Raw genomic sequence first — 9853 nt, 5'->3', positions numbered from 1 at the left:
TTGACACACCTTTCTCCCCACCACACACCCCGACGGACCTCTCCCCCCCCCCCTCCCCCCCTCTCCCCCCCCCCCCCCCCCCCCCACCCCCCCCCCCCTTTCCCCCCCCCCCCCCCCCGCTCCTGCGTTCTCGCGGACCCGCGCGCCCGCGTTCTCGTGCACCCGCCGATTCCCGCGTTGTCGGTCGTTCGTGGGACGCTCGTAGACATGAGTCCACAGGAGCAGCACGGCACCGGCCGGGGGTACGCGGTCCCGACGGGGCGGCCCTACGCCCTCAGGGAGCTGCAGGCCGCCATCGGCAGCCTCGGCGACCACCTGAAGGAGCTGTACGACGGCGCCCACCCCGCCGAGTACGAGGCCGTCGCCGACGCCCTCTACACCGCCTTCCAGACCGCCGCCGGACTCGCCCCCGCCAAGAGCTACACCGGCTGCCCCGAGCACCCCAACGGCGCCCTCGACCCCGAGGCGCCCGACGGCTGGGGCCGCTGCCTGATCTGCAACGACCGGCGCCGCCTCGGGCTGCGCGACCGCGGCGGCCGCGCCGGCCGGCCCGCCGCCGCGGCCCGCCCCGCCGCCCCGCCGGCCGGGGAGCAGCGCCGGCTCGGCTACCCGGTGCCCGACCCGCCGTACACCCTCGACGCGCTGCGCGACCACGTCCGCACCGTCGAGGACCGCCGCTTCCACCTGAGCCTCTCCTCGTCCACCGACGACTTCGTACGGATAGCGGACGACCTCCACCGCGCGTTCATCGTGGCCCGCGAGCTGTCCCGGCCGCGCGGCGCCTCCGGCTGCTCCGAGCACCCCGGCGCGCCCGTCGACCCGGACGCGCCCCCAGGAGAGGCCTGTATCTTCTGCGCCGGACGCAAGAGACGCGCGCAGCGCTCCGCGACGACCCCGGAGATGCTCCCGCGCCTCCGCCGGGGCGAACGCAGGCAGCTGCAGCGCCGATTCGAGCGGCCGCCGGGCTGAGAAGCCGCCGGAACCGCGGACGACACGGCCCGCGGCCCGACGTCCGACGGCTATCCGCCGCAGTCCGGCCAAGGCGAACACGACCGTCGTTAAGGTGAACCCCATGAGCTCTCCCGCCCGCTTCGACCGCGGCCACACCGACGATCTGATGACCTTCCTGACGGCCAGTCCGTCGCCGTACCACGCCGTGGCCAACGCGGCGAAGCGGCTGGAGAAGGCGGGCTTCACGCAGGTGTCGGAAACGGACGCCTGGGACGCGGGCAGCGGGGGCCGGTTCGTGCTCCGCGGCGGCGCACTCATCGCGTGGTACGTCCCGGAGGGCGCGGCCGCGCACACCCCGTTCCGGATCATCGGCGCGCACACCGACTCGCCCAACCTCCGCGTCAAGCCGCTTCCTGACAGCGGGTCGGCCGGCTGGCGGCAGATCGCCGTCGAGATCTACGGCGGCCCCCTGCTCAACACCTGGCTCGACCGCGACCTGGGCCTGGCCGGGCGGCTGACGCTGCGCGACGGCAGCGAGCGGCTGGTCAACGTGGACCGGGCGCTGCTGCGCGTGCCGCAGCTGGCCATCCACCTGGACCGGGCCGTCAACAGCGACGGCCTCAAGCTCGACAAGCAGCGGCACATGCAGCCGATCTGGGGCCTCGGCGACGTCCGGGAGGGTGACCTCATCGCCTTCCTGGAGGAGGAAGAGGGCCTGCCGCAGGGCTCGGTGGCGGGCTGGGACCTGATGGTCCACTCGATCGAGCCGGCCTCCTACCTGGGGCGCGACCGGGAGTTGGTGGCCGGGCCGCGCATGGACAACCTGATCTCGGTGCACGCGGGCGTGGCCGCCCTCGCCGCGGTCCCGGCCGCCGGCGGTTCGCCGGACCACATCCCGGTGCTGGCCGCGTTCGACCACGAGGAGAACGGCTCGCAGTCGGACACCGGCGCCGACGGCCCGCTGCTGGGGAACGTGCTGGAACGTTCCGTCTTCGCGCGCGGCGGCTCGTTCGAGGACCGGGCGCGCGCCCTCGCGGGCAGCATCTGCATCTCCTCCGACACCGGCCACGCCGTGCACCCCAACTACGCGGAGCGGCACGACCCGACGCACCACCCGCGCGCCAACGGCGGCCCCATCCTCAAGGTCAACGTCAACCAGCGGTACGCGACGGACGGCAGCGGACGGGCCGTCTTCGCCGCGGCCTGCGAGCGGGCCGGCGTGCCGTGGCAGACGTTCGTGTCGAACAACTCGATGCCGTGCGGCACGACGATCGGCCCGATCACGGCCGCCCGGCACGGCATCCAGACGGTGGACATCGGTATCGCGATCCTGTCGATGCACAGCGCGCGCGAACTGTGCGGCGCGGAGGACCCGTACCTCCTGGCCAACGCCCTCGTCGCCTTCCTGGAGTCCTGACCCCACCCCGATCGACCGACCGACCGATCGACCCCGGCGCGCCCGTGCGGCGCCCCGGGCCGGCGTCCGACCCACCCCCTGCACGCGCGTCCGGCGGACGCGCGCGCAGGGGGTTTCGCCGACGAGAAGCCCCCGCGCAACGCGCGGGGGCTTCTGCGTTCCCGGTGGACCCGTCAGGCGTCGAGGCCGGCGAGGACCAGGGGGAGGCGGGTCGCGCCCGTCGGCGTGAGGGCCAGCGGGACGCCCCAGTCCTGCTGGTGGACGTGGCAGGCCGGGTACTCGTTGGCCGGGTCGTCGTCGCAGGACGCCGCCATCGCGGAGACGTGCAGCACGCCTTCGGCGACCTCCGGGTTGAGCTCCAGCTCCCGGGACAGGTCCGTGCCCGTGCCCTCACCGGACAGCAGCAGCTCCGGCGGGGTCGAGGACACCAGCAGCCGCGTCGACGGCCCGTAGCGGGTGTCGAGCTTCTGGCCGGTCGGCGCCTGGAAGACCACGTCGAGCCGGAGCGTTCCCGGGGCCACCTCGGTGGCGGCGCGCTGGGTGCGGTGGGCGACGGCGTCGACCCGTACCGCCTCCTCCGGCAGCCGCAGCCGGGTCAGCCGGTGCCGGGCGGACTCCACGACCACGATGTCCTCGCCGACGAGCACCGCGCCGCTCGGCTCGCGCAGGTCGGTGGCGAGCGTGGTGACCTGGCCGGTCGCCGGGTCGAAGCGGCGCAGGGCGTGGTTGTACGTGTCGCACACCGCGACCGAGCCGTCGGGCAGGGCCGTCACCCCGAGCGGGTGCTGGAGCAGCGCCTGGTCCGCGTCGCCGTCCCGGTGCCCGAAGTCGAACAGTCCGGTGCCGACGGCGGTGCGCAGCACGTAGCCGTAGCCGTCGCCGTCGCCTTCACCGTCTCCGTCGCCGTCGCCCTCGGTGGCGGGCTCGACGTAGCGCAGGGCGCTGTTCTCGGAGTCCGCGATCCACAGCCGGTCCCCGGCGGCCGCGAGCCCGGACGGCTGAGCGAGCCACGCCTCCGGGGCGGGCCCGTCGTGCAGGCCCTCGTTGGTGGTACCGGCGGCCACCTCCACGGTCCCGGTCGCCGGGTCCCAGGTCCACAGCTGGTGGACGCCCGCCATGGCGATCCACACCCGGTCCTGCCACCAGGCCACGTCCCACGGGGAGGACAGGTCCACCTCCAGGGCCGGGCCCGAGGTCGGCGAGCCCTGCCACCACTGGCGGCCGGTGCCGGCGACCGTCTCGACGGCCCCGGTGGCCGGGTCGAAGGTGCGCAGCGCGTGGTTGACGGTGTCGGCGACCACGACCCGCCCGTCGGGCAGCAGCGCCAGTCCCTGCGGCTCGCTGAACGCGTCCGGCCCGAAGCCGCGCTCCCCGCTGCCGATGCGGCGTACGACGGTCTCCCCGTCCGGGGCCAGCTCCACGAGCCGGTGCCGCGTCGAGTCCGACACGAGCAGGTTCCCCGACGGCAGGACCAGGGCCTTCCCGGGGAACCGCAGCTCGCCCGCCACCGGCTCGGGCGCCACGTACGGCCCGTCGCCGCGGCGCAGGGTGCCCTTGGCCTCGTGCTCGGCCTCCAGCTCCTCGACCAGGCGCTCGATGGCGTGCGCGTGCCCCTCGCCGGCGTGCTGGGCGACGACGTACCCCTCGGGGTCGATCACGACGAGGGTGGGCCAGGCCCGTACGGCGTACTGCTTCCAGGTGGCGAGCTCGGGGTCGTCCAGCACCGGGTGGTGGACCTCGTAGCGCTCGACGGCGTCGACGACGGCCGCGTGCTCGGCCTCGTGGACGAACTTCGGCGAGTGCACCCCGATGATCACGACGGTGTCGCGGTGCTTCTCCTCCAGCTCGCGCAGCTCGTCGAGGACGTGGAGGCAGTTGATGCAGCAGAACGTCCAGAAGTCGAGGATGGTGATGCGTCCCCGCAGGTCGGCGAGGGTGAGCTCGGTGCCTCCGGTGTTGAGCCAGCCCCCCTTCCCGACCAGCTCGGGGGCACGGACACGGGCACGGCGGGGCGCGGGCGCGGGGGTGGGCGCCGGGGCGGCATCGTTCATCCTTCAAGCATGCCATTCACCCGTGAACGGCGGATCAACACGCACGCCCGGGCCCCGTCCACTCTCCGGGGTGACGACACGGCCGGCGCCCGCGTGCGACTCTGGCGGCGGGGAGCGAAGGAGGCGTCCGGCATGACCACCGCGCATGACTACAGCGGCCACCAGAACTACGGCGATATCGCCGATCCCGAGCTCGCACTCAAGTACGCCATCCAACATGTCAGCGGAGACCGCACGGAGCTGATCGAGGGGGTCATCAGCATCGTGACACCCACATGGGATCACGAGCGAGCGGCCAAGATCGTACGCCGCCAAATCGAGGCGCGGGTCGATGAGCTCGGCTGCGTCGAAGGCTCGGGAAATCTCGACTTGCCTGGTTCATCGAACTGGTACGTGCCCGACATCGCGGTGGTTCCCGATGCCCTCGCGCGTGACGGCGCAGCCCTGCTGCCCGACCAAACCCTCCTCGTCGTCGAGGTCACCTCGAAGTCGAACGCCGAGACCGACCGGGTGGTCAAGCGGAAGCGGTACGCCGAGTACGGGGCGCCGCTGTACCTGCTGGTCGACCGGGTGGAGAAGACCGTCACGGTGTACTCCGGGCCGGGGCGGCTCGGGTACACCGGGGTCGACGGGCCGCACTCGTTCGGGACGCCGGTGCGGCTGCCCGAGCCGTTCGGCATCGAGCTCGACACCAGCGGGCTCTAGTCGAACAGGGCGGTCAGACCGGGCAGACGGGCGGCGGTCTCGGTCCGGTCGTCGAAGTCGAAGCCCCAGGCCGGGTCCAGGGGCGGGTAGCTGATCGTGAAGGAGTCCGCAGGCAGCTCCCGGCCCGTGGCCTGCTCGTAGGCGGTCCAGGCGATGGAGAGGGCCTCCTCGTCCCACAGTTCCAGGCCCTCCGCGGCCGCCTCGCGGACCGCCGGGTGCCCGGCGAGGGAGTCCGGGTCGGCGAGGGCGGCGGCGAAGACGGCCTCTCCCTGGGTGAGCAGCCAGCCCCGGAAGTAGTCGAAGCCGTCGTCCGAGCAGCCGCCGTTGATCACGTACGCGGCCGCCCACAGGGGGCTGCGGTACGACGCGGCGAGGAGGTCCCACAGCACCTGCTGGGCCACCGCTATCTCGGCCGGCGGGCGCAGGGCCAGCAACTGGGCGGCGCGCGCGGCCACATGGTCCGGGGCGGCCTCGGCGCGGGCCGTCTCGATCAGCTTCCAGAAGGTCTGCGTGTCCATGGGGCGAGCCTCGCATCCCCCTGTGACATCCGGCGGTGGGATCAGCTGCCCAGGAACGAGTTCAGGGAGGCGGTCAGGGCGTCCACGAAGCGGTCCCGGACCTCCGGCGGCAGCAGGTCGAGGGAGAGGTAGGGGTTCAGGTCCTCCAGTTCGACCAGGAGGAGTTCGCCCGACGGGGCGCGGCAGGCGTCCACCCGCTGGATGCCGTGGGACAGGGTGTTCCACCGGATGAAGGAGACCGCGAAGTCCAGGTCGGCGGCCGTCGGCTCGTACCGCACCAGCTCCCAGCGGCGGGCCGGGTCGGGGGCGTACAGGGCGTACTGGAAGGTGTCGTCGACGTAATAGAAGGACACCTCGTACGCGAAGTCGATGCGCGGCTGGACGAGGACCTCCCCGGCCGGGCCGGCCGGCTCCGGGGTGAAGGTGAGGCCGATGGAGTCGGCGCCCTGCCTGGGCTTCACCACGTACTGCGGGACCTGCGGCAGCCGGTCGAGGTGCGCCGGGTCGTCGACGGTCGGGATGACCGGGTAGCCGGCGGCGGTCAGGTCGAGGAGGTACTGCTTGCCCGCCATGTCGCCGCGGCCGGTGAGCGGGTTGTAGACGCGGGTGCCGCTGGCGAGGGCGGCCGCGCGGAAGGAGTCGTACGCCGCCTGGTAGTTCAGGACGGGCCCGCTGTTGCGGACGACGACCGCGTCGAAGCCCCGCGGCATCAGGGCCTGCGCGTCCTCGGGATGGCACAGGGCCAGCTCGAAGCGGGTGCGCAGGCGCGAGGTGAGGAAGACGTCCTCGTCGCCGTAGCGGCGGCCGCGGGCCGGGTACGACAGGTCCGTCACGTAGAGCAGCTGGGGCATGGGAGGAAACCTATCTCCATGCTTCGTGCCCCACGCCCCATGCCCTGTGCCCCGTGCCTCCCCCGCCCCGCGCCGGGAGTGCACGGGCGGGGCGGGCGGGTGGTGCGGTCAGCGGGTGGGGGTGTGCAGGCCGAGCACGCGGTCCTTCAGGGCCGGGAACTGCTCACGGGTCTCGGCGACCTTCCCCGGTTCCAGCTCGACGGTGAGGACCTCCTCGCCGGGGCCCGCCTCGGCCAGGACCTCGCCCCACGGGTCCACGACCAGGCTGTGCCCGGCCTGCTCGACCCCGGCGTGGGTGCCGGAGAGGCTGCAGGCGAGGACGTACGCCTGGTCCTCGACGGCACGCGCCCGGTTCAACAGGGTCCAGTGCGCGCGGCGGCGGGCGGGCCAGCCCGCGGCGACGACCATCGTGGTGGCTCCGGCGTCGACCAGCCCGCGGAACAGCTCGGGGAAGCGCAGGTCGTAGCAGGTGGCGATGCCGAGGGTCTGCTCCGGCAGGGCCACGGTGGTCAGGGAGTCGCCGGCGGACATCATCACGGCCTCGCCCTGGTCGAAGCCGAAGCGGTGGATCTTGCGGTAGCTGGCGGCGAGCTCGCCCGCCGGGGAGATGACGAGCGCGGTGTTGTAGAGGGAACCGTCGCCGGCCCGCTCGACGACGGACCCTGCGTGCAGCCAGACGCCGACGTCGCTCGCCGCCTTCGACATCGCCTCGAAGGTGGGGCCGTCGAGGGGCTCGGCCTCGGTCTCGAACAGCTCGTAGGCGAAGGCACCCACGGTCCACAGCTCGGGCAGGACCACCAGGTCCGAACCGGCCTGTTCCCGTACGAGATCGGCCGCCCGGGCCCGTCGGTGGGCCACCGACTCCCCGTCGGTCACCGGCATTTGGATCAGCGAGGCGCGCACACTACCACCATCCTGGTGTTCAAGCCGTCAACTCGGCCTACGATCGTCACACGAAAGCACTGCCGGGGTACCCACCGGCAGCGTAGTTTGGGAAACCGCCCACGACCGTCCACACGCTTCCAGACATGGCACGCCGAACAGCACGCGAGGGGTCCCGTTGACCGTCCATCCGCATCCCAGTCTCCAGCCCTATGCCGACGCGTGGACGCACTCCGTCGAGGCGATAACCGAGCTGGTCCTCCCCCTGACGGAAGGCGAGTGGAACCGGGCGACCCCGTGCCCCGGCTGGTCGGTCCGCGATGTGGTGTCGCACGTCATCGGCATCGAGACGGAGATGCTCGGGGACCCGCGGCCGATCCACACCCTGCCCAGGGACCTGCGGCACGTGGTGGACGAGTTCACCCGGTACATGGAGGTCCAGGTTGACGTCCGCCGGCACCACACCGCGCCGGAGATGACCTCGGAGCTGGAGTACACGGTCATCCGGCGCGCGCGGCAGCTGCGCAACGAGAAGCGGGACCCGTCGACGACGGTGCGCGGCCCGCTCGGCAACCAGGTGACCCTGGAGTTCGCGCTCCAGCTGCGCGCGTTCGACGTGTGGATCCACGAGCAGGACCTGCGGGCGGCGCTCGGCGTGCCGGGGAACTGGGACTCCCCCGGCGCGTTCGTGGCACGGGACATGTTCCTCGCCGGGCTGCCGAAGGTGGTCGCCAAGCTGGCGGGGGCGCCCGCGAACTCGACGGTCGTCATCGACGTGCACGGGCCGGTGGAGTTCCTGCGGACGGTGCGCGTGGACGGTGCGGGGCGCGGGACGGTCGACTCGACGCCCTCGCTCGGGCCCGCGGTGACGCTGGCGATGGACTGGGAGACGTACGTACGGCTGGCGGCGGGCCGGGTCCGGCCGCACGCGGTGGCCGACCGGGTGAAGGTCGACGGCGACGCGGAGCTCGCGGCCGCGATCCTGGCGAACTTCGCCGTCACGCCGTAGGGCGGGCGGGCCGGAGGCGCTCCCCGCACGCGGGCGGGAGCCCCGGCGCGGGCCGCCCCGGCGCGGGCCGCCCCGGCGCGGGCCGCGGAGGAAGGTCCCGTTCTCCCGTCCCCTCCGGCCGCCGCAGTACGTGCCTGAGCGGTCCCCGCGGTTCCCCGCGCTCTCCGTGGTCCCCGCGCTCTCCGTGGTCCCCGCGATCCCCCGGGCTCGCCGGCGGCGCGGGCGAGAACCGCAGCGGGCGGTTGGTCGTCCCCGTCACCGGGGTGCGGACCGATCAAGGAAGAGGGGGGCGCGGACATGTGGTCCAGGCTGTCGGCCGGGGCCGTTCCGGAGGGGGAGCGGCTCGACTGGTTCACGGACGTGATCGCGCAGGAACTGGTGCCGACGGCGATCAGGAGCGAGCGGGCCGACCGCTTCTGGGCCGAGGCCTCCGTCCTCGACCTCGGCCCCGTCCAGGTGTCGACGTTCGGGTTCACGGCCCTCACCTCCCTGCGCACGGCCGCCCACGTACGGCGCAGCGACCCCGAGCAGTACCAGCTGGGCCTGGTGACCGACGGTGTGATGTCGCTCGACCAGAACCGCAACCGTTCGGGCATGTTCAACGGGGACATGGTGCTGTGGGACACCTCGCTGCCCATGACCTCGGACGCCGTGCCCCCGGACGGGGGCCTGGTCCGGGCGGTCACCCTGTCGTTCCCGCGCCACGCACTGCCGGTGCGCGGCGCCCGGGTGGAGCGGCTGCTCGCGCAGCGCATCCCCGGCCGCCACGGGATGGGGGCGATCCTCGCCCAGTACGTGCGCTCGCTGGCGGCGCACGGCGCGGACTGCGGTCCGGCGGAGCTGGACCGGCTCGGGACGATGGCCCTCGACCTGGTGGGGGCCTGCCTGGCCGGGATGCTGGGCGCCGAGGAGGCGCTGACGCCGGAGGCCCGCACCCGGGCCCTGTGGGAGCGGATCGACGCCTTCGTGGAGCACAACCTGGGCGACCCGCAGCTGACCCCGGCCGCGGTCGCCGCCCGGCACGGCATCTCGCTGCGCCGCCTCCAGCAGCTCTTCCGGGAGCGGGGCGAGACGCCCGCGGCCGGGATCCGGCGGCGCCGGCTGGAGCGGTGCCGGGCCGAGCTGGAGGACCCGGCGCGGGCGGGCCGGCCGGTGCACGCGGTGGCCGCGCGGTGGGGTTTCACGGACCCCTCGGTTTTCAGCCGTTCGTTCCGCGAGGCGTACGGGACGAGTCCGACCGAGTACCGGCACCGGGCGGTTCGGGAGGCGGTTGCGCAGGAGGTCAACGATGTCTGCGCGGGGCGCACAGCCGCCGGCTCCGGGCAGCCCTAGGCTCGGCACGGCTGGCCGGATGCGTGCGGCCCAGGGGGGGGGGGGGGGGGGGGGGGGGGGGGGGGGGGGGGGGGGGGGGGGGGGGGGGGGGGGGGAGCAGGGGACGACATCAAACCCGCAATAAACGACCCCGGGTT

Annotated in this window: 9 protein-coding genes; 5 read left to right on the top strand and 4 right to left on the bottom strand. The window is 73.7% G+C overall.

The genetic code is table 11. The annotated features are described in order from the left end of the window. Positions 1 to 207: 207 nt before the first annotated feature. Together ACZ4VL_RS39465 and ACZ4VL_RS39460 are read left to right on the top strand one after the other, a co-directional pair. Positions 208 to 969: a hypothetical protein gene (locus tag ACZ4VL_RS39465; RefSeq protein ID WP_468210495.1), complete on the top strand. Its 762-nt coding sequence runs from the start codon at positions 208 to 210 to the stop codon at positions 967 to 969. A gap of 103 nt (positions 970 to 1072) precedes the next feature. Then, the gene (locus ACZ4VL_RS39460) at positions 1073 to 2368 is read left to right on the top strand and encodes a M18 family aminopeptidase (protein ID WP_468210493.1); all 1296 of its coding nucleotides are present in this window, start codon (positions 1073 to 1075) and stop codon (positions 2366 to 2368) included. 173 nt (positions 2369 to 2541) lie between these two features. Here the strand turns inward: ACZ4VL_RS39460 and ACZ4VL_RS39455 are convergent, their stop codons facing one another. After that, positions 2542 to 4419 (bottom strand): NHL domain-containing thioredoxin family protein, encoded by a 1878-nt coding sequence (locus tag ACZ4VL_RS39455; protein WP_468210490.1) that lies wholly within the window; start codon positions 4417 to 4419, stop codon positions 2542 to 2544. A 132-nt stretch (positions 4420 to 4551) separates the two neighbouring features. Between ACZ4VL_RS39455 and ACZ4VL_RS39450 the strand changes: the two genes are divergently transcribed. Beyond that, positions 4552 to 5124 carry a Uma2 family endonuclease gene (locus ACZ4VL_RS39450; protein WP_468210487.1) on the top strand — a complete coding sequence of 191 codons (573 nt, stop codon included), beginning with the start codon at positions 4552 to 4554 and terminating at the stop codon, positions 5122 to 5124. Here the strand turns inward: ACZ4VL_RS39450 and ACZ4VL_RS39445 are convergent. The 3 genes from ACZ4VL_RS39445 to ACZ4VL_RS39435 all read right to left on the bottom strand — a co-directional run bounded on the left by ACZ4VL_RS39445 (position 5121) and on the right by ACZ4VL_RS39435 (position 7396). Then, entirely contained in the window at positions 5121 to 5642 is a 522-nt protein-coding gene (locus ACZ4VL_RS39445; protein ID WP_468210485.1) for a DUF4240 domain-containing protein, read from the bottom strand. The two genes, ACZ4VL_RS39450 and ACZ4VL_RS39445, sit on opposite strands and share 4 nt — an antisense overlap. 41 nt (positions 5643 to 5683) lie before the next feature. Next, entirely contained in the window at positions 5684 to 6493 is an 810-nt protein-coding gene (locus ACZ4VL_RS39440; protein WP_468210482.1) for an ATP-grasp domain-containing protein, read from the bottom strand. A 108-nt stretch (positions 6494 to 6601) separates the two neighbouring features. Beyond that, a complete protein-coding gene (locus ACZ4VL_RS39435) occupies positions 6602 to 7396 on the bottom strand; it encodes a carbon-nitrogen family hydrolase (protein ID WP_468210479.1) in 795 nt (264 codons plus the stop codon). A gap of 157 nt (positions 7397 to 7553) precedes the next feature. Here ACZ4VL_RS39435 and ACZ4VL_RS39430 point away from each other — a divergent pair, with 157 nt between their 5' ends. After that, positions 7554 to 8384, top strand: coding sequence for a maleylpyruvate isomerase family mycothiol-dependent enzyme (locus ACZ4VL_RS39430; protein WP_468210476.1), 831 nt, complete (start codon positions 7554 to 7556; stop codon positions 8382 to 8384). 297 nt (positions 8385 to 8681) lie between these two features. Continuing rightward, a complete protein-coding gene (locus tag ACZ4VL_RS39425; protein ID WP_468210473.1) occupies positions 8682 to 9716 on the top strand; it encodes an AraC-like ligand-binding domain-containing protein in 1035 nt (344 codons plus the stop codon). The last annotated feature ends 137 nt before the right edge of the window (positions 9717 to 9853 follow it).

Source organism: Streptomyces sp. NPDC029014 (genome assembly GCF_055564695.1).
The sequence above is the reverse complement of the archived record's forward strand: the minus strand, read 5'-3'. Positions and strand labels throughout refer to the sequence as shown.

Coding starts and splice junctions, on each gene's coding strand:
- ACZ4VL_RS39465 (WP_468210495.1), top strand. CDS start 208: ATGAGTCCACAGGAGCAGCACGGCACCGGCCGGGGGTACGCGGTCCCG.
- ACZ4VL_RS39460 (WP_468210493.1), top strand. CDS start 1,073: ATGAGCTCTCCCGCCCGCTTCGACCGCGGCCACACCGACGATCTGATG.
- ACZ4VL_RS39455 (WP_468210490.1), bottom strand. CDS start 4,419: ATGAACGATGCCGCCCCGGCGCCCACCCCCGCGCCCGCGCCCCGCCGT.
- ACZ4VL_RS39450 (WP_468210487.1), top strand. CDS start 4,552: ATGACCACCGCGCATGACTACAGCGGCCACCAGAACTACGGCGATATC.
- ACZ4VL_RS39445 (WP_468210485.1), bottom strand. CDS start 5,642: ATGGACACGCAGACCTTCTGGAAGCTGATCGAGACGGCCCGCGCCGAG.
- ACZ4VL_RS39440 (WP_468210482.1), bottom strand. CDS start 6,493: ATGCCCCAGCTGCTCTACGTGACGGACCTGTCGTACCCGGCCCGCGGC.
- ACZ4VL_RS39425 (WP_468210473.1), top strand. CDS start 8,682: ATGTGGTCCAGGCTGTCGGCCGGGGCCGTTCCGGAGGGGGAGCGGCTC.